The 22,027-nt window shown below is 65.1% G+C and carries 21 protein-coding genes; 12 read left to right on the top strand and 9 right to left on the bottom strand.

The features are described from left to right. Positions 1 to 171: 171 nt before the first annotated feature. From EJK91_RS02825 to EJK91_RS02810, 4 genes are all read left to right on the top strand, one after another. Positions 172 to 411: a redoxin NrdH gene (locus tag EJK91_RS02825; RefSeq protein WP_046300910.1), complete on the top strand. Its 240-nt coding sequence runs from the start codon at positions 172 to 174 to the stop codon at positions 409 to 411. 58 nt (positions 412 to 469) lie between these two features. Further along, positions 470 to 928 carry a class Ib ribonucleoside-diphosphate reductase assembly flavoprotein NrdI gene (gene nrdI, locus EJK91_RS02820; RefSeq protein WP_046300909.1) on the top strand — a complete coding sequence of 153 codons (459 nt, stop codon included), beginning with the start codon at positions 470 to 472 and terminating at the stop codon, positions 926 to 928. Then, the gene (nrdE, locus tag EJK91_RS02815) at positions 895 to 3,066 is read left to right on the top strand and encodes a class 1b ribonucleoside-diphosphate reductase subunit alpha (protein ID WP_125078206.1); all 2,172 of its coding nucleotides are present in this window, start codon (positions 895 to 897) and stop codon (positions 3,064 to 3,066) included. Before nrdI ends, nrdE begins: the two co-directional genes overlap by 34 nt. Positions 3,067 to 3,791: 725 nt before the next feature. Continuing rightward, positions 3,792 to 4,175 carry a VOC family protein gene (locus EJK91_RS02810; protein ID WP_125078205.1) on the top strand — a complete coding sequence of 128 codons (384 nt, stop codon included), beginning with the start codon at positions 3,792 to 3,794 and terminating at the stop codon, positions 4,173 to 4,175. Between the two features lie 7 nt (positions 4,176 to 4,182). Here the strand turns inward: EJK91_RS02810 and EJK91_RS02805 are convergent, their stop codons facing one another. Beyond that, the gene (locus tag EJK91_RS02805; RefSeq protein ID WP_024440246.1) at positions 4,183 to 4,857 is read right to left on the bottom strand and encodes a winged helix-turn-helix transcriptional regulator; all 675 of its coding nucleotides are present in this window, start codon (positions 4,855 to 4,857) and stop codon (positions 4,183 to 4,185) included. A gap of 126 nt (positions 4,858 to 4,983) precedes the next feature. On the opposite strand from EJK91_RS02805, the gene EJK91_RS02800 reads away from it, so the two are divergent. Next, on the top strand, positions 4,984 to 5,793 hold the full coding sequence (locus EJK91_RS02800) for a class I SAM-dependent methyltransferase (protein WP_125078204.1): 810 nt from the start codon (positions 4,984 to 4,986) through the stop codon (positions 5,791 to 5,793). A 5-nt stretch (positions 5,794 to 5,798) separates the two neighbouring features. On the opposite strand, the gene EJK91_RS02795 is transcribed toward EJK91_RS02800, so the two are convergent. Both EJK91_RS02795 and EJK91_RS02790 read right to left on the bottom strand, forming a co-directional pair. Continuing rightward, positions 5,799 to 7,040, bottom strand: a complete 1,242-nt coding sequence (locus EJK91_RS02795; protein WP_125078203.1) for an amidohydrolase family protein — start codon at positions 7,038 to 7,040, stop codon at positions 5,799 to 5,801. 260 nt (positions 7,041 to 7,300) lie between these two features. Then, positions 7,301 to 7,687, bottom strand: a complete 387-nt coding sequence (locus tag EJK91_RS02790) for a DUF5997 family protein (RefSeq protein ID WP_046300904.1) — start codon at positions 7,685 to 7,687, stop codon at positions 7,301 to 7,303. A 28-nt stretch (positions 7,688 to 7,715) separates the two neighbouring features. On the opposite strand from EJK91_RS02790, the gene EJK91_RS02785 reads away from it, so the two are divergent. Then, positions 7,716 to 8,429: a LysR family substrate-binding domain-containing protein gene (locus EJK91_RS02785; RefSeq protein ID WP_125078202.1), complete on the top strand. Its 714-nt coding sequence runs from the start codon at positions 7,716 to 7,718 to the stop codon at positions 8,427 to 8,429. Positions 8,430 to 8,447: 18 nt separating this feature from the next. On the opposite strand, the gene EJK91_RS02780 is transcribed toward EJK91_RS02785, so the two are convergent. Further along, positions 8,448 to 9,629 (bottom strand): NAD(P)/FAD-dependent oxidoreductase, encoded by a 1,182-nt coding sequence (locus EJK91_RS02780; RefSeq protein WP_125078201.1) that lies wholly within the window; start codon positions 9,627 to 9,629, stop codon positions 8,448 to 8,450. Positions 9,630 to 9,686: 57 nt separating this feature from the next. Between EJK91_RS02780 and EJK91_RS02775 the strand changes: the two genes are divergently transcribed. Beyond that, entirely contained in the window at positions 9,687 to 10,433 is a 747-nt protein-coding gene (locus EJK91_RS02775; protein ID WP_369797553.1) for a TetR/AcrR family transcriptional regulator, read from the top strand. A 29-nt stretch (positions 10,434 to 10,462) separates the two neighbouring features. Here the strand turns inward: EJK91_RS02775 and EJK91_RS02770 are convergent, their stop codons facing one another. Then, positions 10,463 to 11,845 (bottom strand): cellulase family glycosylhydrolase, encoded by a 1,383-nt coding sequence (locus EJK91_RS02770; protein ID WP_164517864.1) that lies wholly within the window; start codon positions 11,843 to 11,845, stop codon positions 10,463 to 10,465. A gap of 112 nt (positions 11,846 to 11,957) precedes the next feature. Continuing rightward, positions 11,958 to 13,187, bottom strand: a complete 1,230-nt coding sequence (locus EJK91_RS02765) for a PucR family transcriptional regulator (RefSeq protein WP_125078199.1) — start codon at positions 13,185 to 13,187, stop codon at positions 11,958 to 11,960. 152 nt (positions 13,188 to 13,339) lie between these two features. On the opposite strand from EJK91_RS02765, the gene EJK91_RS02760 reads away from it, so the two are divergent. The 3 genes from EJK91_RS02760 (at position 13,340) to nrdF (ending at position 18,009) form a co-directional block, all read left to right on the top strand. After that, positions 13,340 to 15,295 carry a hypothetical protein gene (locus EJK91_RS02760; protein ID WP_125078198.1) on the top strand — a complete coding sequence of 652 codons (1,956 nt, stop codon included), beginning with the start codon at positions 13,340 to 13,342 and terminating at the stop codon, positions 15,293 to 15,295. Between the two features lie 126 nt (positions 15,296 to 15,421). Continuing rightward, the gene (locus tag EJK91_RS02755) at positions 15,422 to 16,936 is read left to right on the top strand and encodes a flavin-containing monooxygenase (RefSeq protein WP_024440235.1); all 1,515 of its coding nucleotides are present in this window, start codon (positions 15,422 to 15,424) and stop codon (positions 16,934 to 16,936) included. 98 nt (positions 16,937 to 17,034) lie between these two features. After that, complete coding sequence (gene nrdF, locus EJK91_RS02750) at positions 17,035 to 18,009, top strand: class 1b ribonucleoside-diphosphate reductase subunit beta (RefSeq protein ID WP_024440234.1); 975 nt, start codon at positions 17,035 to 17,037, stop codon at positions 18,007 to 18,009. 41 nt (positions 18,010 to 18,050) lie between these two features. On the opposite strand, the gene EJK91_RS02745 is transcribed toward nrdF, so the two are convergent. Both EJK91_RS02745 and EJK91_RS02740 read right to left on the bottom strand, forming a co-directional pair. Further along, positions 18,051 to 18,752 (bottom strand): nitroreductase family protein, encoded by a 702-nt coding sequence (locus EJK91_RS02745; protein WP_024440233.1) that lies wholly within the window; start codon positions 18,750 to 18,752, stop codon positions 18,051 to 18,053. A 17-nt stretch (positions 18,753 to 18,769) separates the two neighbouring features. After that, positions 18,770 to 19,420 carry an HD domain-containing protein gene (locus EJK91_RS02740; protein ID WP_024440232.1) on the bottom strand — a complete coding sequence of 217 codons (651 nt, stop codon included), beginning with the start codon at positions 19,418 to 19,420 and terminating at the stop codon, positions 18,770 to 18,772. Between the two features lie 185 nt (positions 19,421 to 19,605). Here EJK91_RS02740 and EJK91_RS02735 point away from each other — a divergent pair, with 185 nt between their 5' ends. Beyond that, a complete protein-coding gene (locus EJK91_RS02735) occupies positions 19,606 to 20,826 on the top strand; it encodes an MFS transporter (protein ID WP_125078197.1) in 1,221 nt (406 codons plus the stop codon). A gap of 10 nt (positions 20,827 to 20,836) precedes the next feature. Continuing rightward, positions 20,837 to 21,250: a DoxX family protein gene (locus EJK91_RS02730; RefSeq protein WP_125078196.1), complete on the top strand. Its 414-nt coding sequence runs from the start codon at positions 20,837 to 20,839 to the stop codon at positions 21,248 to 21,250. Positions 21,251 to 21,254: 4 nt separating this feature from the next. On the opposite strand, the gene EJK91_RS02725 is transcribed toward EJK91_RS02730, so the two are convergent. Next, positions 21,255 to 21,929, bottom strand: a complete 675-nt coding sequence (locus EJK91_RS02725; protein ID WP_024440229.1) for a FadR/GntR family transcriptional regulator — start codon at positions 21,927 to 21,929, stop codon at positions 21,255 to 21,257. Positions 21,930 to 22,027: the final 98 nt, after the last annotated feature.

The following is a 22,027-nucleotide window of genomic DNA, read 5'->3' as shown; positions in this document are numbered from 1 at the left end:
GACCGACAGGCCCGGGATCTTCCAGTTATCCGGGCCGCGGCAACCGGCACCTATTCGGTGCCCTGCCACGGCTGCGGAGCTGGAGAACGGAAAGTCCTGACGGCCCGCTGAAACGTAGTGCCCGATCCGTCACCCGTTCGTTGTCGACGATTCGCTGAGGAGTCTGCCGCCATGAGCATCACTGTCTACACCAAGCCCGCGTGCGTGCAGTGCAACGCCACCTACAAGGCGTTGGACAAACAGGGCATCGTCTACGAGAAGGTCGACATCTCGCTGGACCCCGACGCCCGTGACTACGTCATGGCGCTGGGCTACCTGCAGGCCCCGGTCGTAGTCGCCGGCGACGAGCACTGGTCGGGGTTTCGGCCGGACCGCATCAAGGCGCTGTCGCAGACCGCGTTGAGCGCGTAGCGGCCGGACGTCGGGTCGGGTACGGGTGGAGTCTGACTGAGAGCTGAAGGGGGTCGCCATGTCTGCGGAGTCGGAATGCAGCCTGGTGTATTTCTCTTCGGTGTCGGAGAACACCCACCGCTTCGTGCAGAAGCTCGGCCTGCCGGCGATCCGGATCCCGCTGCACGGACGCATCGAGATCGACCACCCCTATGTATTGGTCCTGCCGACCTACGGCGGCGGACGTCACCAGCCCGATATGGACCAGGGCGGCTACGTGCCGAAGCAGGTCATCGCTTTTTTGAACAACGAACACAACCGGCGGCTACTGCGTGGCGTGATCGCGGCCGGCAACACCAACTTCGGCGCGGAGTTCTGCTACGCGGGCAACGTGGTGTCCCGCAAGTGCGGAGTGCCGTACCTGTACCGATTCGAATTGATGGGAACCGACGAGGACGTACAAGCCGTCCGCGCGGGCTTGGCTGATTTCTGGAAGGACGAAGCATGCCACCAACCGCTGCAACTGCAGAGCAGGTAACCCCGACCACCCGCAGCGTTCCGGTGGGCGAGCTGGACTTCCACGCCCTCAACGCGATGCTCAATCTGTATGACGCCGACGGCAAGATCCAGTTCGACATGGATGTGCTGGCCGCCCGTCAGTACTTCTTGGAGCACGTCAACCAGAACACGGTCTTCTTCCACAATCAGGACGAGAAGCTCGACTACCTGATCCAGAAGGAGTACTACGAGCGCGAGGTGCTCGACCAGTACTCGCGCAACTTCGTCAAGTCGCTGCTGGATCGGGCCTACGCCAAGAAGTTTCGGTTCCCGACCTTTCTGGGGGCGTTCAAGTACTACACCTCCTACACGCTGAAGACCTTCGACGGCAAGCGCTACCTGGAGCGGTTCGAGGACCGGGTGTGCATGGTGGCGCTGACTCTGGCCGCCGGTGACACCAAGCTGGCCGAGCAACTCGTCGAGGAGATCATCGACGGCCGCTTCCAGCCCGCCACCCCGACGTTTTTGAACTCCGGCAAGAAGCAGCGCGGCGAGGCGGTCAGCTGCTTTTTGCTTCGCATCGAAGACAACATGGAGTCGATCGGCCGATCGATCAACTCCGCCCTGCAGCTGTCCAAGCGTGGTGGCGGAGTGGCGTTGCTGCTCAGCAACATTCGCGAGCATGGGGCTCCGATCAAGAACATCGAGAACCAGTCTTCTGGGGTCATCCCGATCATGAAGCTGCTGGAGGACTCGTTCTCCTACGCCAACCAGCTCGGCGCGCGTCAGGGTGCCGGTGCGGTGTACCTGCACGCCCACCACCCCGACATCTACCGCTTCCTGGACACCAAGCGGGAGAACGCTGACGAGAAGATCCGGATCAAGACGCTGAGCCTGGGCGTGGTGATCCCCGACATCACCTTCGAGCTGGCGAAGAAGAACGAGGACATGTACCTGTTCTCGCCCTACGACGTCGAGAAGTTCTACGGGGTGCCGTTCGCCGACATCTCCGTCAGCGAGAAGTACTACGAGATGGTCGACAACGCCGCGATCCGCAAGACCAAGATCAAGGCGCGCGAGTTCTTCCAGACCCTGGCCGAGCTGCAGTTCGAATCCGGTTACCCGTACGTCATGTTCGAAGATACGGTCAATCGGGCTAACCCCATCGCGGGCAAGATCACCCACTCCAACCTGTGCTCGGAGATCCTGCAGGTCTCCACTCCGTCGGAGTTCAACGACGACCTGTCCTACTCCAAGGTGGGCAAGGACATCTCCTGCAACCTGGGTTCGCTCAACATCGCCAAGGCGATGGACTCGCCCGACTTCGGCCAGACCATTGAGGTCGCCATCCGGGCGCTGACCGCGGTGTCGGATCAGACCCACATCTGGTCGGTGCCGTCGATCGAGCAGGGCAACAACCAGTCGCACGCCATCGGACTGGGCCAGATGAACCTGCACGGGTACCTGGCCCGGGAGCGGATCTTCTACGGTTCCGAAGAGGGTATCGACTTCACCAACATCTACTTCTACACGGTGCTGTATCACGCACTGCGCGCGTCGAATCGCCTTGCCCTGGAACGGGGTACGTCATTCGTGGGCTTTGAGGATTCCAAGTACGCCTCCGGCGAGTTCTTCGACAAGTACACCGAGCAGGTGTGGGAGCCCAAGACGGAGCGGGTGCGTGAGCTGTTCGCCGAGGCGGGCATCCGGATCCCGGGACAGGACGATTGGCGCCGGCTCAAGGAATCGGTGCAGACCCACGGGATCTACAACCAGAACCTGCAGGCCGTCCCCCCGACCGGATCGATCTCCTACATCAACCACTCGACGTCGTCGATCCACCCGATCGTGGCGCGGGTCGAGATCCGCAAGGAAGGCAAGATCGGCCGGGTCTACTACCCGGCGCCCTACATGACCAACGACAACCTGGAGTACTACCAGGACGCCTACGAGATCGGCTACGAGAAGATCATCGACACCTACGCCGCGGCCACCCAGCATGTGGACCAGGGGCTGAGCCTGACGCTGTTCTTCAAGGACACCGCGACCACTCGCGACGTCAACCGGGCGCAGATCTACGCCTGGCGCAAGGGAATCAAGACGCTGTATTACATCCGGCTGCGGCAGATGGCGCTGGAAGGCACCGAGGTCGAGGGCTGCGTCAGCTGCATGTTGTGACCATTTTCCGACGACACGCGGGCCAGGGGAGACATCCCCTGGCCCGTCTGCTTTTGATGGAGGTCTGAAGTCCCTCGGTCGATCGACTGCTTGCCTGCCTGAACAGTCTTGACGTAGCTGGCACTTTCGGGTGCCGCGACCAAGTGTTTATGCTTGGCGTGAAGTTCCTGTGTGAATCAGTTTCAACGTTCACTTCTTTGCGGGTAAACCGAGGAAAGGCGGCATATGGCCCAGGTCAAAGCGCGGTGCTCGCGAATCGTGCTGGCAGCAGTCCTTCTCTCGACTCTCCCTTCACTGGCAGTTGGTACCGCACACGCCGACGCCAACAGCTACCTCCGGGAGGTGCACAACACGGTGAGGGTCCGGTTACGGGATAACCAGGCACTGCAGTTGGGTCATGAAGCATGTCACGTCCTGCGCAAGGGGCCGGATGGACGGACAATCCCCGAGTCGCGCGGTGAGGCCGCTCAAGTCGTCAGCAGGGCAGCACGCAAGCTGGGTGTGAACCGCCACGACGGCCTGGATCGTGGGAGCGTCAGCCGTCTGGTCGATTCCGCCGAACGCTACCTGTGCTGACCGGCCAGCCGAATTATCTTGATCGGGCGGCGAACCAGCAGTGAAAGGTCGGCAGGGCACTTCGAAACGATTGCAGGCCAGGGAATATTGCTCCCCGGCCCGCTTCTTTTTCCGAGCCTGGCCCTGACTGCGTGGATAGGGTGGGCTGCGTGACCCGGATCAGACCGTTTCTCATGTTTCAGGGCGGCACCGCCGCCGTCGCGATCGAGATGTACCTGGCCGCGTTCCCGGGAGCCTCGGTGGTGTCCTCGACGCCGCATCCCGAACCGGCCACCGGCATCATGCTGGCCGAGCTCGACCTGGCCGGGCTGCGGGTGCTGGTCAGCGACAGCGCGGTCAAGCACGGCTTCGACTTCACCCCGTCGAGCTCACTGTTCGTGGACGTCGCCGACCGCGCGGAGCTGGAACGGTTGGTGGCCGAGCTAGGGGAGGGCGGCGCCACTTTGATGCCGCTCGGTGATTACGGCTTCTCCACCGCGTTCGCCTGGGTCAACGACCGATTCGGGGTGTCCTGGCAGCTCAACCTGCCCTGAGCGATACTCAGGCCGGCCGGGGGACCGCGGCCGATCTGCCCTGCCCGAGCCAGCTGGGAATGGCGCGACGGACATCAGTAGTTCCCGACAAGGCAACACTGCCGTCGTGCATGGCGTGTGACCAGCCGACGTCGCCGCGCCAGATCCGGGTCAGGACCCGCAGGCTGGTCTCGACGGTGCCGGTCACCTCGTAGCCGGGGTCGAAGTCACACACCTCGGCTTTGCCGTCGGCAACCACCAGCCACCACCGCGACGCCTTGGCGGCCACTCCGTCGAGAACGAACTGCAGCGTCGTGCGTGACCGCGGCCAGGCGCCGACTGGGATGGTGCGGCGGATGTCCCAGAACAACAGGTGCGGGTCGAGGTCGGCGTCGCCGAGGTCGCTGATCCAGCGCACCCCCCACGCGGTGAGCGCTTCCACTGCGCCGGCCAGATCCTGGCCGCACGGGGTCAGCGAATACGTTGCACGGCCGTCGATTTCGGTGCGCTCCACGACGCCGGCGCGGACAAGTGACTTGAGTCGCTTGGACAGCAGCGCCGGTGACATCTTGGGCACACCGCGACGTAGATCGTTGAAGTGGGTGCTGCCGAGCAACAGTTCACGCACCACCAGCAAGGTCCAGCGTTCGTCGAGCAGCTCCATGGCCTTGGCCATCGGACAGAACTGGTCGTATCCCGACATCTGCGTTCCTTTCGTGGATCGCCCGAATCTATGGTCTCGCAGCAGGCCTGCCCAGTACAGATCTAGAACTGGATGCGTTCGCCGGCCGGACCGACGATGGGTTCACCGGGGCGAGAGGAAGAACCGATGAACGCGGTAGTGAACGACATCGAGGACAAGCACCGTGCGCTGTGGGCGCTAGGTGACTATGCGGCGATAGCCACCGACGTGGTTTCACCGTTGGGGCCGGTACTCGTGACGGCCTGCGGAATCCGGCGGCAGGACCGAGTGCTCGACGTCGCTGCCGGAACCGGCAATGCCGCGATCCCCGCGGTGGCCACCGGCGCTCACGTGGTGGCCAGCGACCTCTGCCCGCAGCTGCTGCAGCAGGGCCGCACGAAGGCCGCCGAACAGGGTGTCGTGCTGGACTGGCATGAGGCCAACGCCGAGACGCTGCCGTTCGCGGACAACGAGTTCGACGTGGTGATGTCCTGTATCGGTGTGATGTTCGCACCACACCATCAATCGGCTGCCGACGAATTGATCCGAGTCTGCCGGCCCGGTGGCCGCATCGGTGTGATCAGTTGGACGCCAGAGGGTTTCATCGGCCAGCTGTTCACGGCCATGAAGCCGTACGTGCCGCCTCCACCGGTGGGAGCGTCCGCGCCACCGCTGTGGGGCAGCGAGCCTTACGTGCGTGCGCTACTGGGCGAGGCGGTTGGCGATGTTGCGACCGAACGCCGGGTGCTCACGGTCTCCGCCTTCGGTGACGGCGTCGCGTTGCGCGAGTACTTCAAGGCGAACTACGGGCCGACGATCGCGGCCTACCGGGGGATCGCCGAGGTCCCGGATCGCGTGGCTGCACTCGACGCCGACATCGCGGCGCTGGCCGATCGCGCGCTGCGGCGCGGGTCCATGGACTGGGAATACCTGTTGCTGACTGCGCGTAGGTGCTGACTTGGTCAGGGGGTACGGAATCCGCCCCGATTGCCCACCGTGCGGCCGTCTTTGACCACCAGCAGGATGTTGTCCGGGTTGCCGACCGAGTCGATGTCATCGAGCGGATTACCCCGCACCACCACCAGATCGGCGGTCTTGCCGGCCTCGACGGTGCCCAGGGTGTCGTCCACCCCGCACAGCTGAGCCGAGGTCCGAGTGCCTGCGACGATCGCCTGCATCGGTGTCAGTCCGCCGAATTTGACGAGCAGGCCGAGCTCTTTGAGGTTCGTACCGTGGTCGGGAGACAGGCCGGCATCGGTCCCTACCGCGATCCGGACGCCGGCGGCGGCCGATGCGGCAATCGACTCCTGGGCTATGGCATGCCATTTCGCGCTCTTGGCGGCACCGGCGGCCGAGGAGGTTACCGGGGTCATCGTCTCCAACAGGGTGGGCACCAGGAAGGTGCCCTGAGCGACCATCTGTTGGCGTAGTTCGTCGTCGAGGGCGTAGCCGTGTTCGATGCTGTGTACCCCTGCCTCGACCGCGGCGCGGATCCCGGCATAGCCGATGGCGTGGGCGGCCACCGGCCGGCCACCATAGTCCCGGCCCACCTCGACGATCGCGGCGATCGTCTCGCGGCGCACGCCCAGCCAACTCGGGTCGTCGCTGGGGGAGGCCACTCCGCCGCTGGAGGCCACCTTGATCACGTCAGCGCCCTCCCGGATCAGCTCGCGGGCCCGCTGCCGTGCCGCATCGACGGAGTCCACCAGAAAGCCGCCGACCAACGGAGTGAGGTCCAAACCGCAGGGTATGTGGAAGTCGGCGTGCCCGCCGCTCTGGCTGAGCATGTTGACGGCAACCAGTAGACGCGGCCCCGCGATCAGCCCGTCGGCAACCGCGTCACGCACGCCGACGTCGATACCCATCAGGTCACGCGCGGTGGTGACCCCGTTCTCCAGGGTCGTCCGCAGCCGTTTGATCAGCTCGAAGTGCCGGTAGGAGACCGGTCGCAGCGCCATCTCCAGCGGGCTGCCGGTGGGTCCGGGCAGACTGAAATGGACGTGGCAGTCGAAGAAACCGGGACAGACCGTATTGCCGCCCAGGTCGACGGTCACGGTGTCCGGGGCTGTTGCCGTCGCCGGGACGTCGGCGACCGGCCCCGCCCAGCTGATCTTGTCGCCGTCGACGAGCACGGCCGCGTCGGGAACGGCATCGTTTCCGGTGCCGTCGATCAGTGTTGTGTTACGCAGCAGGATGTTAGCCATAGTGGCTCAGATTCCACCAAGGCGTGCGGGGAAAAGCAATGACACACTTTGAAACGCAACGACGTTTCAGACGTGACGCTAGTCGGACTTGTTGGCGGCCTCGCAGGACCGTCAGGGTGCCCGTCCGCCGAATTGACCGATTCCTGATCTTTGACCGTCGGCTACCGACCCTCATCGCACGTTCTGACTCAGCGCATTTGGACTCAGCAGGGCAGCGGGGTCCCGGTGAACAGATCGGTGCCGCAGCGCCTGTCTGAGGATCAGTTCTCGCGAGTTTGGTCGGCATGCAGCGCCTTGATGCGCCGCTGCTCGCGTAGGACTTCCTGGTAGCTCTCGCGCTCGGCGACCAGCCACTCCGGCTTTTCTTCGAGCAGCGCAGCGATCTGCTCGGTGGTCAGCACATTGTCCACGCCGCTACGGGTCAGACCGGAGATCGAGATGCCCAGCTTGGCGGCCACCAGGTTCTTCGGGTGCGGCCCGTTCTTACGCAGGTCCTTGAGCCACTGGGGCGGTTCGGCCTGCAAGGCGGCCAGTTCGGTGCGGGTGATCGCGTTCTCCTGGAACTCCGCTGGCGTCGCGGGCAGGTACACGTCCAGCTTCTTGGCCGCCGTGGCGGGTTTCATGGACTGTGCGTTCGGCCTGCTCATGGCGCAAGCCTATCGGTAGCCTGATGCGGTGAACCCGCCTTCCCTCACGCTCGGCTACGTCCCTGGCGGGACGCCCGCAAAGTGGGGACGAGTCTGGGCGGAGCGGCATCCGGACGTTCCGTTGCTGCTGCATACCGTTGAAGCCGCAGACGCGGCCGCTGCGGTGCGGGCCGGCACCGTCGATGTGGCGCTGCTGCGGCCAATGTCCGACACCTCAGGGCTGGCTGTCATTCCGCTCTACGAGGAGATGACGGTGGCTGTGGTGCCCAAGGACCACGTCTTCAATGCCGTCGATGAGATCACCTCGGCGGACCTCGATGGCGAGCCGCTGCTGCTCCCACTCGATGACGTCGTCGCCTGGGCGGACGCGCCCGGCAACCCGATCGATCATCGCCCTGAAACTACTAAGGACGCCATAGAACTCGTCGCAGCCGGGCTGGGCGCGCTGATCGTTCCGCAGTCGTTGGCGCGGCTGTATCACCGCAAGGACCTCACCTACCGTCCGATCAGCGATGCGCCCACCTGCCCGGTGTCGCTCGCCTTCGCAGAAGGACCGCAGACGGCGCTGGTTGAAGAGTTCGTCGGCATTGTGCGGGGTCGCAAACCCGGTTCGTCGCGGGGACAGTCCCAGCCGGCACCCAAACGCACCGCGCGCGAGAAGACCCTTGCCAAGCAGGCCGCCCGAGCGGCTGCCGGCAACACCGCGCGCAAGCCGGGCGGAGCCGGTCGCGGTCGACGCTGAGACAGCCCGCCGCGCGGTTCAGTGGGAGTGCGCCGGCCCTTCCTGGCCCTTGTACAGCCGGGCGAGCATCAGATCGCGGAACCGGGCATTGTCGAGCAGTTTGAGTCCGGCGCTGGCCACAGCCGGCTTGCCGGCAAGTTTGTGAAAGAACCGGCCGCGCCTGTACTCCCGGCCCCAGGCAGCTTCCATCCGCTGCGCGTAATTGGTGAAATCGTCGGGCCCGCCGTTGAGCAGCGCCGCCACCGCACACTCGCCGGCGGCCAGCCCCGACTCCAGCGCCTTGGAGATCCCGGCACCCGAGGTCGGCCGGCCCGCACCCAGGGAGTCCCCGGTGAACAGCACCCCGGGCCGCCACGGTGGCCACGCGGTGAAGCCCATCGGCAGGCGCCAGGCGCGCACGGTCTTGGACTGCTTGAGCTCGGTGATCGACGGGAGTTCCCACTCCCGGGGCAGGGTCTCGAGGAAGTCGCCGAGGAAGTGCGTGGCGTTGATGGCCTGCCAGTTCTTGTAGCTGTTGACGTAGCCCAAGCCGATGTTGACCCGGCCATCACCCAGCGGGAACACCCACCCGTAGCCGGGCAGTTGGTCGCCCTGAAACACCAGCTTCAAGTAGATGTCGAGGGAGTCGACGTCGGGCCGGACGGCCGGCATCTCGGCGCGGATCGCGATCGCGGAGTAGCCGTTGTAGTCCGAGTCGAGCTTCAGTGCCCGCTTGATCGGCGAGTAGGCACCGTCGGCGGCGATCACCGCATCCGCCAGCACCTTTTCCCCGCTCTTGAGCAGCACCCCGGTCACGCGGCCGGTGTCGTCGAGGACTGGGCCGGCGGCCTCGGCGGACTGCCGAATCTCGGCACCGGCGGATTCGGCGTGCTTGAGCAGCAACGTGTCCAGGTCTGGCCGGCGTGCGACGTAGCCATGGTCGGGCATGCCGGGTCGGCGTGGGAACGACAGTTCCCACTCGCTGGGGCTGTACACCTTCACACGGTTGACCCGGTGGAACTTTTCCACCTGCTCGGCCAGGCCCATTTTCTGCAGGTAGCTGACCGCGCGTGCGGTCAGTCCGTCGCCGCACGGCTTGTCCCGCGGGAACTCCGCCTTGTCCAAGACGACGACGCTCGCGCCGGCCTGCCTGGCCTGCCAGGCGGCCGCCGACCCTGCTGGACCTCCGCCGACAACTGCAAGGTCGAATCGCTGCACCACAGCGGCGATGTTAGCCGACGGCCGGTCTGCCCAGGTCAGCGGCGGCAACGCGGTAAGGTGCTTGACGTGCGCGGAACGACGAGACCCAAGCCGACCGAAAACGGCGGGCAGAAGGTTGACGCGCGCAGCGAGCGTTGGCGCGAGCATCGCAAGAAGGTCCGCCGCGAGATCGTCGACGCCGCATTCCGGTCCATCGACCGGCTCGGCCCTGAAGTCAGCGTGCGTGAGATCGCCGAAGAAGCCGGCACCGCCAAGCCCAAGATCTACCGGCATTTCGCCGACAAGGACGACCTGTTCGAGGCGGTCGGGGCTCGGCTGCGCGACGACCTGTGGACAGCGATCTTCGCCTCCATCGATGTCGCCACCAATTCGCTGCGCGACATCGTCCAGCGCAGCGTGGAAGAGTACGTCGCCTTGGTCGACGAGCACCCCAATGTGCTGCGGTTCTTCATCCAGGGGCGGGCGCGCGCGCAGGCCGAGTCGCGGATGCGGGCACTCAACGAAGGCCGGACCATCACCCTGGCGATGGCCGAGATGATCAACAACGAACTGCAGGACCTGGATCTCAACCGCGGCGCGCTGGATCTGGCCGCGTTTGCGGCTTTCGGAAGCGCGACCTCGGCCACCGACTGGTGGTTGGGCCCGGAACTGGACAGCCCCCGGCGCATGCCGCGCGACACCTTCGTGGCCTACCTGACGACCATCATGATCAGCGTCGTCAGCGGCACCGCTCAGAACCTCGGCATCGTGATGGACCCCGACCAACCGATTCAGTCGGCGGTTCGCAGCCAGCCGGTCGCCTGACTGCCTGTTCGGCTGATCCGAGCGGGTCTTTAGAACCCGAGGTCGAGCAAGAGGCTGATGGTGTCCACGACCAGTGGTTTGGTGGCCTCCAGAAATTGGGTGGTGGCTGCGGTGATGAAGTCGGACAACGCGGTGAATGCCTGCTGCAGGGGCTCCGGCAGCACCTGGTAGAGCGCCCCCATGAGGGCGTTGGGGATGATCAGAGTCTGATTGATCACGCCGGAGACCAGCGAGGCCAGCTGGATGTATACCGCCTCGGCTTCGGGCAGCGGTGGGGCGGTGTAGTCCGGCAGGGCGCCGTTGGCGCTGGCGGCGATCAGGTTGGCCAGCACCTCGGCGGCTGGTTTGGGCGTGCCGTCGTCGGTGAACAGGCCGAAATTGGCCTCGTGGTTAAGCATTCCGGTAGCCACGTCTTGGGCGCTGTAGACAAACGCCGGGCCGGCGAACGGGAGCTTGGACCAGGCGATCAGGAAGTCTTCGAGGAAGCTGGCCTGCACGGTCTCGCTCACACCGAACACCGGGGTGGTGGGATGGCCGTACTCGGTGGCCCAGATTTTCAGAGCGCCGTCACCGTTGGCGGCCATGATCGCATTCAGGGCCAAGACCTGGTCCAGAGGCGAGTTGGTCACGCCCAGTCCAGCGGAGAACGGCAGCGTGTAGTGGTAGGGGTGGTAGCTCACCGCGCCGAAATAGCCGTGGGCCCCACTGGCGTACATCTGCTCCAGGAACTCTTGGGGACTGACGCTGAGCCCCGCGATGGTGGTGGTCGCGCCCAACGCTCCCGCCAGCACGATGGCGTCGGGGTCGACCTCTTTGATTGCGGTATAGGCCGCCTGCAGCACGCTGGTGTAGGACTCGGCGCTGACCGGGGAGTAGAAGATCACTCCATTGGGCTCGTTCCAGATCTCATAGGACGAGATCTCGCCGCTATAGCGTTCGGCGACCTCGGCGGCGAAATTCGCATAGGCGGTCGGGTCTGGTGCGCCAGAGATGACGGGACCGTCCCAGGCGGGCGTGCCGGTGATAGCAGCAGTGATCGTGAAGCCCATCGAATGCGCCGTGTTGATCACGTTGTCCATTTGGGCCCAGTCGTAGGTGGTGGCCGTGGGCTGGATGTAGAGCCACGGCACCCCCAGGCGCAGATCGGTGACCCCGAGATCGCGGATCTCGCTGAGCTGGGCGACGAGGTCGGCCTGGTTCAGGTTGTACAGCTCGGAGTCGGCCACCCCGAAAACCTGGGTGCTGACATCGCTGGTCTCGGCGTTGACCAGGGTGATCGTCTCGAGGTGGATCACCTGCGGTGCCGCGACCGGCGGGGCGGCGCCGGGGTGGGCCGTGGCAATGCTGGCGGCGCCGGTCAGAGTTGAGACGGCCAGGATGGCCGCGGCGAGTGCCGTGTGGATGCGACGCACAGTGATCAACTACAGGACCGCCTCGACAGTGATGGTGGGTTGAGCGTAGCGCCGGTCCGAGACAAATTTCAGGTCACGCTGAAGACACTCTCAGGTGCGGTATTCGTCGCGGTTAACCCGCGCCGCCGCGCCAGTGCAGCGCTTCCAACGCGACCGCGACATACAGGCTGCTGTCTTCCAACGGCTTCGGTAACAGCTCCTCGGCCCGAGCAATCCGACGCAGCAACGTATTTCGATGAATGAACAGGTGGGCGGCCGCGCGCGAGGCGTTGCACTGCTGATGGACGAAGGTCAGGACGGTCTGCTGCAGTTCGGCGTCGGCCGACGCGAAGTCGCCGAGCGTTCGGGTGATGTACCGGTCCGCCCATTCCGGCTCGGCACTGATCAAGGCGACGAGCTCGATATCGGCGAACCTGGCCACCCGCTGGGTGGACTTCAGTCGCACCATCATGCGCTGTGCCGTGATGGCGTCCAGGTGGCTGCGTCGAAAGCCGTCGAGACCGTGGGCAGTCGTCCCGATAGCGATCTGCACCCCCGGCAGGTTGCTCACCGCGGTAGAGACGGCGGCCAGGTCCGGGCCTGCCGGGCTGGGCACCCACACCCAGCGGGTCGCTGCGCTGGCGAGCACTGACAGGGCGCGCTGGCCGTCGTCGGTACGTATCAAGGCCTCCGCGGCGGCATCGAGATCGGACAGGTTGGTGGTCGACTCGTCTCCCCAGATCACTGCCGCGGTATGGCTTTGGTCGAGGCGGTAGCCGAGCCGGCTCTCGGCGCGCTGCTTGGTGATCGCCGCCCCGTCGAGGATCAGTGCGACGGTCTCCCGGCGCTCGGCGTGGGTGCCCCTGGTGAGGGCTTCACGTTCCCGCTGCATCTGCTCGCCGATTCCGGCGATGGTGGCATCGATGAACGAGGTCAACGACCGGGCCGTGACGTCGAGTAGTTCGCGCAGTTCGTCGGGGTCGTTCGTGAGCGTGAACGCGGTCTGCATCCACGACCGCCACGCCACATTCGTCCCCACTCGGTAGGCATCGAGGACGGCCGATTCATCCAGGCCCCGGCGAAATCCGTCGCGGACGATGAGCAGTGACTCCGTCGCGACGTTGGCCGGTACCGGTTCGCCGGGGTGGCTGACATTGGCGGCCGCCCAGTGCAGCAGGTTGGCGCGGTTGCTGCGGCGGATGCCTTCGGCGAGAACCGGATCAGAAGCTATGGCTTGGGTGTATACGGCCGAAAGGGTGGCCTGGTGGAGTTCGTCGAGTGACTCTGGGGGAGCGCTGAGCATCAGCTGGGCGCCGTGCCGGATCAGCTCGCGTACCGGCTCGGATGGCCGTGCCCAGTCCATGGGCACAGCATATGTCGGTGGTGCATTATGCACCGGTAGGTGCGCCGATTAGGTGATAAATGCTCTTTCGTGTCTGCCTCGGTTCCCCGAACAATCAGGTCGCTATCAGGTGACAGCCGTCACAGCGCACCTTGACCACACTGGAGGACCACATGTCGCGCACCGGATCCCTACAACGCGCAGCCGTCGAGCGCGCCAACGAAAAGGCCGTTCACCGGCGTCGGGTGCGGCAGCGGCTGCGCGTCCTCGCCGCCACCGCTCCGGGAGTTGTGGCCGGGGCGCTGGCCATGACGTTGGCGACTCCGCACGCGGTCGCCGCGACGGGGCCGACGGCGGCCATGCAATCGATCATCGACCAACTGCTCGACGCGCAGCAGCAGGTGTACGACACGAACAGCCAGTACCCGTTCATCATCCCGTCGGACCTTGACTCGCTGCCGCAGTACATCCAGGGGCTGGCGGCCACCGAGCTGGTGTTGCAATACGGCGAGATGTACAACCCCAACACCGGAATCCAGTGGTTGCTCGGGTTTCCGTGGGACGCAAACTCGGCCGACCCGGGACAGTTCTACATCCTGGTGAACCCGGACAACCAGTACGGCGTCATCCCGATCAGCGCGGACGGCACGTACACCATGACGGTCCACCCCGGCCCTGGCAGCCTCGACGTGTCGTTCACTACCCTGTCCGGCACGATCGGCTCTGAGCAGGGCTACCTGCCGACCGGCCATGTGCTCAGCCTGTCCGGGGCCACGCCGAACGCGGACGGCAGCTACACGATCACCTTCAGCCCGACGCCGCACGACGGGAACTGGATCGACACCACCGGTGCCGAAACCATGCTTATTCGCAACTCCATCGGTGACGCCGGACTGCCGCACGACTTCTTCTCGCTCCAACAGGAGGGCGTCGCGCCGACCTACCACCTGCCCTTCCTCTCGGATGACCAGCTGACGACGCTGTTGAGCAACGTCGCCAGGGACATTCCCACCACCAACGCCGACGCCGTCTACTACGACCAGACCGCAATCCCGAACAAGCTCCCGGTCAACTGGATGACGCCGGTCGCATCGTCCACCACCGCGATCAACGGACTCATGCCCGGTCAATACAGCACAATGGGACACTTCCGCCTCGATGACGACGAGGCATTGATCGTCAAGGTGCCCAACCTCGACGCAAGGTACTCGGGCCTTGAGCTGGCCAATGCGTGGGGACAGAACGTCCCGATCGTGACCGCGCAGGGCAGCCTGAACAGCACCCAGACGTTCGAGGATCCCGACGGCTACACCTACTACGTCATCAGCGGCAAAGACCCCGGGGTCGCCAACTGGATCGACACCGGCGGCCTCGCCAACGGAATGCTCGGGATCCGCTGGCAGGGTGTGGAGGGCAACCCGACGGGCTCCCAGACGTTCTCCCAGGTGGTCAACGTTGCCGACGTCAAGGATTACCTGCCGGCCGATCACCCCCTGGTCAGCCCCGAAGAGCAGGCGGCGCTGCTGCACGAGCGCCTGTTCAATTGGAACTACAACCAGAACCAGGACCACGACATCTCCTGGCTGGGGGCCAACCTCCTGCGCTACCAGGTTGTCGCCGCGATGGGCGAGGAGAACTTCGAGAAGATCTTCGGCAGCCAGGCTGACGCGCCGACGGTCTGGGACCGGATGAGCGACCCCGCGCTGATGCCACACCTGGACGCCGTCGCCTCGGAGTTCCTGACCAACCCGGCTGGTGCCATGGCGGCATTCATCGGCAATATGCCGTTGGCGTTCAAAGACATCGAGATGCCGCTGCTGCTGGCCATGATGAGTTCGAAGGCGGTCGCGGACCAGACCTGGGAGGGATTGCAGGGCGACATCAATTCCGGTGACTGGACGCAGGCCTGGAGCACGCTGACCGGTGGTCTGGAAAGGCTGGGGACGGTCTTCGACATGGCCTGGGACGACCCGACCACCGGCATTATCGCGGGCCTGCTCAATGGCCGCGACGACATGGCGACCGGAATCCTCAACGCCGGCAACAGCTTCGACCTGAGTCCGTACTCGCCGCTGATGGAGTCACTGGTCGACCTGAACCAACAGGTCATAGCGGCCATGATGGGCTGATCCGGGACTAATCACGCGCCGTGCCGCCTGCCCGCGGACCTCCTGCGGGCAGGCGGCACGGGCGTTGACGGACACAGGCCCGCAAAAGACACTGAACATCGAGACCCCGAAAGGGAGGGATGCGCGATGACGCTGACCCATCACACCGCCGAGGACGCCGGCCAACGTGCAGCGATCCGCACGCGGGCACTCATCATCGGGACCGGTTTTTCCGGCCTGGGTATGGCGATTGCGCTGCAGAAGCAGGGTGTGGAGTTCCTCATCCTGGAAAAGGCCGACGAAGTCGGCGGGACGTGGCGGGACAACACCTACCCGGGCTGCGCCTGCGACGTGCCGTCGCACCTCTACTCGTTCTCCTTCGAGCCGAAGGCCACCTGGAGCAAGCTGTTTTCGCCGCAGCCGGAGATCTTCGACTACCTCAAGGGCGTCACCGACAAGTACGGGCTGCGCCGCCATATCCGATTCGGTGAGCGCGTCGAACGTGCGCATTGGGACGACGGCGAGTACCGCTGGCACGTGTTCACCGATACCGGGCAGGAATACATCGCGCAGTTCGTCATCTCCGGTGCCGGCGGATTGCATATCCCGCGGCTGCCCGAGATCGAGGGCATCGAGCAGTTCGAGGGTGCGATGTTCCACTCCGCCCAGTGGGATCACAGTGTCGAATTGGCCGGTAAGAAGGTCGCGGTGATCGGCACCGGCGCCAGTGCCATCCAGATCGTTCCGGAGCTGGTGCGCAATGCCGATGTCGCGCAGGTACAGCTGTATCAGCGCACCCCGCCGTGGGTGGTACCGCGGCCCAACTCGCCCTTCCCGCGGGCGCTGCTCAAAGCCTTCGCGAGTGTGCCGGGGCTCCGGCTGGCGGTGCGCTGGGGGATCTATTGGTGGCTGGAAGGCCTGGGCTACGCGATGACCAAACGCCCCAGCCTGCTGCGTGCCGTCGAACTGGTAGCGAAATGGAACATCCGACGCAACGTGCGCGACAAGGAGCTGCGTCGCCGGCTCACACCGAACTACCGCGCCGGCTGCAAACGAATCTTGTACTCGCCCAACTACTACCAGGCGGTAGCCGACCCGAAGACGACGCTGATCACCGAACGGATCGCCCGGATCACTTCGACCGGGATCGTCACCGCGGACGGCGTCGAGCACGCGTGCGACGTCATCGTGGGCGCCACCGGTTTTCACGTCACCGACTCCTACACCTACGTCGACGTGAAGGGCCCGCACGGCGAAGACCTGGTGGATCGTTGGAACCGTGAGGGGGTGGTGGCGCATCACGGGATCGCGGTGGCCGACATGCCCAATCTGTTCTTCCTGCTCGGCCCCAACACCGCGCTCGGTCACACCTCGGTGGTGTTCATGATCGAGTCGCAGATCCGCTACGTCGCACAGGCGATCGCCGCCGTCGACAAGCTCGGTGCGCAGGCGTTGGCGCCCAGCCGGGCCGCACAGGACCGCTACAACGCCGAGTTGCAGGACAAGCTCGCCGGCTCGGTGTGGATCACCGGCGGCTGCAACAGTTGGTATCTGGACGAGCACGGTGTCAACCGGACCCTGTGGAGCGGTATGACCTGGCAGTACTGGCAGTCCACTCGCACGTTGCGGGCGGGTGAGTACCGTTTTTCGGGCGTCGGGTGACCCGACACGCAGAACACAACTTCTTGTGTTGGCGCGGGTTGTCGGCCCCCAGGGGTAGTGTCAGAGGCCTAGATTTCGGCGGGTGAAATGGGGTTCTGGTGTCCGAAAATGTGAAGCTGATCGACCGCACCTCGGCCATCAACTGGAACCGGGTGCAAGACGACAAAGACGCCGAGGTCTGGGACCGCCTGACCGGCAATTTCTGGCTTCCGGAGAAAGTGCCGGTCTCCAACGACCTGCCGTCGTGGGGGACCCTGACCGACAGTGAGAAGCAGCTCACGATGCGGGTGTTCACCGGTCTGACGTTGCTGGACACCATCCAGGGCACGGTCGGGGCGGTCAGCCTCATTCCCGACTCACTGACCCCGCACGAGCAGGCGGTCTACACCAACATCGCCTTCATGGAGTCGGTGCACGCCAAGAGCTACAGCCAGATCTTCTCCACGCTGTGTTCGACCAGTGAGATCGACGACGCGTTCCGCTGGTCGGAGGAGAACCCCAACCTGCAGCGCAAGGCCGAGATCGTCATGCAGTACTACCGGGGTGACGAGCCGCTCAAGCGGAAGGTGGCATCCACGCTGCTGGAGAGCTTCTTGTTCTACTCCGGCTTCTACCTGCCGATGTACTGGTCGAGCCGGGCCAAGCTGACCAACACCGCGGACATGATCCGGCTGATCATCCGCGACGAGGCGGTGCACGGCTACTACATCGGCTACAAGTATCAGCGCGGGCTGGCCCTCGTCGACGAGGCGAAGCAGGGCGAACTCAAGGAGTACACCTACGACCTGCTCTATGAGCTCTACGAGAACGAGGTCGAGTACACCCAGGATCTGTACGACAATGTCGGCCTGACCGAGGACGTGAAGAAGTTCTTGCGCTACAACGCCAACAAGGCGCTGATGAACCTCGGCTACGAGGCGTTGTTCCCGCGCGAAGAGACCGACGTGAACCCGGCGATCCTGTCGGCGCTGTCGCCCAACGCCGACGAGAACCACGACTTCTTCTCCGGTTCGGGATCGTCGTACGTGATCGGTAAGGCCGTCGTCACCGAAGACGAGGACTGGGAGTTCTAAAGTGTCTGGGCCGTCGCACATTCTGCAGCGGCCCGGATGTCTCAACCCGCCGTGGCCAGGCTGGGCGTCACGTGGTCGCGTGGCCACAGCGGCTGCGGGACTTCGACGCCGAACGGTGCACCCCAGCGGTTGCGTGATGAAACCTCCTGGACGGGCCGTCGGTTGGCCGCCACTCCCCATTTTCCTCGTGGGTAGCCGAGCGCGAGCATCGCCGACATCGTCCAGCCCTCCGCGACAGGCACGCCTAAGAGCTCGTTGACGCGGTCCTCGAAGTTGCGCAGCACCATCGTCATGACGCCGCCGATGCCCTCGGCGCGGGCCGCAAGCAGTGCGCTCCAGATCGCTGGATAGATGTTGGCCCCACCGAGATCGTCGATGGCGAAGACGAAAAGCAGCAGCGGGATGTCCTCGAAATGGTCGGCCAGGTAATCTCCGGAGCCCTTCATGCGGCGCATCGTCTCGATATGTTGGGTCGGATCCGCGCCGGGAGCCGGGGTGGCCATCGGCCCCGTACCCGTCGCGAACTTCTGGTACTCGACGGCGCGGCCTTGGCGGAACAACTGGGCCAGCTCGTGTTTGAGTTCTGGGTCGTCGACGGCGAGAAAGTGCCAGCGTTGGGTGTTGCCCCCGTTTGGGGCGCGCACCGCCGCATCCAGGATGCGGGCCTGGGTGTCCAGCGGAATCGGGTCGGGCCGCAGCCGTCGCATCATCCTGGTGGTGTACAGCGCTTCGTGGATCTCCATGTGCCTGCTCCTTTCCGCTACTCGGGCCATGGGCTGTTGAGAATGCTGTCGACTAGGTTGCCGCGCTGGAACGTGGGATCGAAGTGGGCCAGCACGTCATCGTTCATCGTCCCGAACGTGGTCTGCGGACGATGTTTCATACCGTCATTGAAGGCCGCCAGGATGCGGTTCTTGAAGTCGGGCCGCGGATGAGCGGCGACCACTGCGTCGATGTCCGCCGCATCCAGATCCGCGTGGCCCACGCCGACCACATCAGTCTTGACACCCGCTGCGAGCAAAGCGGTTTCGGTGTCGAGCCGTCCGGTGATCTCCGGCGTCGTGTGCAGCGCGATGCCGAGCCACACCTTGTCGACGTCGGCCTGTGCTACGCCGCGCTCCGTCAGGAACTCGCGTGCGGCATCTGCTCCGTCGATCTCGAAACGCTGGGTCGACGTGCGGTAGCGGGTGGTGAGGCCGAAGTCGTGAAACATCGCCGCCACGTAGAGCAGCTCCAGGTCTGTTGGTAGCCCCGCCCGCCGGCCGTGCAGGGCACCGAACAGGAACACTCGCCGGGAGTGGTGGAAGAGCACGTCGTCCTCGGCGCTGCGGACGAACTCGGTTGCTTCGCGGGCGAGCTGCGTGTCGGGTACGACGACGTCCGCGATGCGCTCCGTTCGTCGAGTTGCCATGGCCAGTCTCCTTGCTCGGTCGGTTGCTGACCAGCCTGCGTCCGCTGCGTGTCGGTGAACCGCGGAGAACGAGCCGTTAAAGCCACAGATTGCGACAGGATCGCTGCTACGGGTGGGGAAGCGGGCCGGCATTTTGGGCGAATGACGAGCCGATCGCGCTTTGGGGTGCTTGCATGATTTTCGTGATGAGCGCTGATCGACGCGGTAGCGGCGCCGGCCCGGGCGTCAACCTGTTGTTGGCCACCTGGGTCTCGGTCATCTGTTTTTGGGCATGGACGTTGATCGGCCCGCTCTCGACGCAGTACACCGCCGCGATGAAGCTGAGCACCACCGCCCAGGCGCTGCTGGTGGCCACCCCGATCCTGGTCGGAGCGCTGGGCCGGATCGCCACCGGCTTGATGACCGACCGCTTCGGTGGCCGCACGATGTTCATCGGCGTCTCGTTGGCCTCGATTCTTCCGGTGCTGGCGGTCGGGTACGCGGCAAAGATCGGTTCCTATCCGCTGATGCTGGCGGCGGGATTCTTCCTCGGCGTGGCCGGGACCGTCTTTGCGATTGGAATTCCGTTCGCCAACAACTGGTTTGCCCCGCAGCGCCGCGGCTTCGCCACCGGAGTGTTCGGCATGGGCATGGCCGGTACCGCGGTCTCGGCGTTCTTCACTCCGCGGCTGGTGAAGTGGGTGGGGCTGTTCACCACCCATCTCATAGTCGCAGCGGCCCTGGCGATTTCGGTGCTGCTGTGTGTGGTGTTGATGCGCAACGGCCCGCGCTTCGTGCCCAACACCACGCCGGTGCTGCCGAAACTCAAGTCCGCCGCACGGTTGCGGGTGACGTGGGAGATGTCGCTGCTGTACGGACTGGTATTCGGCGGCTTCGTGGCGTTCTGCAGCTACCTGCCCATCTACATCAAGACGGTCTATGACTTCTCCGCGGTAGGCGCGGGGGAGCGCACCGCGGCGTTCGCGCTGGCGGCGGTGCTGGCCCGGCTACTCGGTGGATCGCTGGCTGATCACATCGCGCCCAAGTACGTCGTCTTGGCCTCGCTGGCAGGTATCGCGGTGCAGACGCTGATCTCGGTGTTCAAGCCGCCGGCCGACATCTGGTCCGGCCTGACGTTTCTGCCGCTTGCTGTCGCGCTCGGCATCGGCACCGGCGGAGTGTTCGCTTGGGTATCCCACCGGGCTCCGGCTGGTTCGGTCGGCTCGGTCACCGGGATCGTCGCCGCAGTCGGCGGGCTGGGCGGCTACTTCCCGCCGCTGGTGATGGGTGCTACCTACGATCCCGTGCGCAACAGCTACGCCGTGGGGCTCCTGCTGCTGGTAGCCACCGCGGTGATCCTGTTCGGCTACACCGCAGTATTCCTGCGCGCGCAGGAACCGAACACTGCACAAGTACCGTCGAGGTGAAGGAGACATCATGACGACAACCGCCGATCCGGCCACGCCGCGACGTTCGCGGGCATGGATCACCGGAGCCGCGATCACCGCCCTGCTGGGGCTGTTCTTTGCGTTCGACGCCATTCCGAAGATCCTGGGTGTGGCCTTCGCCCGCGAAGCCACCGAAGGGCTCGGCTTTTCCCCCGACAAAACGGCGATGATCGGCTGGGTACTACTGGTATGTCTCGTCGTCTTCCTCGTCCCGCGCACCGCCGTGCTGGGCGCGCTGGGCCTGACCGCCTACCTGGGCGGGGCGGTGACGATCAACCTGCACGCTGACAAGCCGCTGGCGGGCTTCGTGCTGTCCGGGGTGTATGTCGGGGTACTGGTGTGGATCGGCCTCATCCTGCGACGCCCGGAACTGTTACGAGTGTTGGGACTTCGGCGCGGCTGAGAGCTCAGCGCGGCGGCAGCTGCTCCAACAGCTCGTCGAGGAATCCGCCCGCCTCACGCCCGGCGGCCTCCACGTCGGCCGCGGCGATCGCGTCCACCAGGCCCCGGTGCCGGATCTGGTCCGCCTGCACCGGTTTTGCGCTGGTGGTGGCCACACTGGCCATCAGTACCTCGGTGAGCCCGCAGTACAGCTCGGTCAACACTGGATTGTGCGAGCAGCGGACCACCGCGAGATGAAAATCGGTGTCGGCCCGGACGAACTCGTCGTGTCTGCCCTCCTGCTGGTGGCTGTCGCGGCGATCCAACAGTGCGCGCAGCTCAGCCAAGTCCGCATCGGTGCGGGCGGCGGCAGCCAGGCGTGCCCCTTCCACCTCCAGGCAACGTCGGACCTGTAGTACGTCGCGCAGCTGCGGGCCGCACAGTCGGCGCACCGCGCCGGACACCTCACTGGTGGCGCGCACGTAGGTGCCGTCGCCCTGGCGGACCTCCAGGATGCCGCTGTGGGCCAGCGCCCGGACCGCCTCACGCACGGTGTTGCGGCCGACACCAAGCGCGTCGGCGAGCTCGGGTTCGGTGGGGATTCGCGAATCGACCGGCCATTCCCCGCCGGTCACTGAGGCGCGAAGCTGCTCAATCACCTGATCGACCAAGCCGGTGCGACGGGTGGTGACCAACGGCACAGTATCCTCCCTTCATCCAGTCATAGGATGTATGCGATCCTACTTCAGGTGACCTGCACCGCCCGCAACGAAACACTCGGCCAGTACGAGCACGACCT

The sequence above is a fragment of the Mycobacterium sp. P7213 genome, assembly GCF_900604305.1.
GTDB lineage: Bacteria > Actinomycetota > Actinomycetes > Mycobacteriales > Mycobacteriaceae > Mycobacterium.
The sequence above is the reverse complement of the archived record's forward strand: the minus strand, read 5'-3'. Positions and strand labels throughout refer to the sequence as shown.